Source organism: Pseudovibrio sp. POLY-S9, from assembly GCF_001431305.1.
In the GTDB taxonomy this organism is placed as follows: Bacteria; Pseudomonadota; Alphaproteobacteria; order Rhizobiales; family Stappiaceae; genus Pseudovibrio.
Genome location: NZ_LCWX01000212.1, coordinates 36,592 through 37,769 on the forward strand (window position 1 = coordinate 36,592; position 1,178 = coordinate 37,769).

Consider the following 1,178-nt stretch of genomic DNA (forward strand, 5'->3'; position numbering starts at 1 on the left):
TCCAGCCTCCCCAGGGGAGGAGATATATAATCTTTCCGACTACCTAAGGATCCAAAACTGGCAGAACTCAATCGAACGTCTTGTGTTCGCTGATGATGGAATAGAGGGTAGACTTGCATTTTTGACAAATGGTAATGATGATTTTATCGGGACTTCATCGTCTGATTTGATCTTTGGGCGAGATGGTGATGATGAACTTATTGGCGGGGCGGGCGATGATACATATGTATTTGAACGTGCATTTGGGCGTGATAGCCTGTCTGATGTATCAGGTGTCGATGCAATTAAGTTCATTGATGATATAACACTAAACGATCTTAAATTTGGTGTCACGGATGATAACCTCCGGATTTACCTAACTGATGCAGCGAACCCGAGCCAAGCCCTGGACGAAATTTCGAATGTTCTGACAGTCAAGAACTGGAGCAATAATTCATCCCCCTTTGAGCGAATTGAACTTGCTGACGGTACGTCGCTGTCAAAAATAGCCATTCAAAGCGATGGACGAGTAAAATTCTATGGGACTGATGGAGACGATGTTTTCATTGGTACGTCAGGTAGAGATGAAATCTATGGTAGTCCCGGTGCTGATGACATTGACGGTTTAGAAGGTGTCAATATCATTAACTATCTTCTGTCGACCGCAAGTGTTTCTGTCAATCTGGACTCTGGAGTAGTGTCTGGTGGCTACGCTGAAGGCGACCAACTAACAAACATCACCACCGTTTTCGGATCTCATTATGATGATGTAATCGTAGGAGACGACGGCAACAACGGGCTCTTTGGTTTTAGTGGTGATGATCACCTCGAAGGTGGGGCAGGTGATGATTGGCTCAATGCTTATGGCACTGGTGCTGACTATCTTGACGGCGGGGCTGGAAATGACACCGCACGCTATCGTTGGTCAACCTCTGCAGTCACTGTAAACTTAATTGATCAGACTAAGAACACAGGAGATGCTGAGGGAGATACTTATGTTTCGATCGAAAACGTTATGGGAAGTGATAAACACAGCGACCACATAACAGGTGATGCTAATGACAATGAAATCTTCGGTTATGGTGGTAATGACACTTTAATTGGTGGCCGTGGCAATGACACTATCTCAGGGGGGGGGGGCTCAGATGTTTTCGTTTTTGAAAGCTCTAACTTTGGGTATGATATGATCACTGACTTTT

1 protein-coding gene is annotated in these 1,178 nt (G+C 44.9%); it reads left to right on the forward strand.

What is annotated here, in order from left to right:
- Positions 1-82: 82 nt before the first annotated feature.
- A partial coding sequence (locus PPL9_RS21145; RefSeq protein ID WP_280139070.1) for a calcium-binding protein occupies positions 83-1,178 on the forward strand: 1,096 nt, incomplete at its 3' end.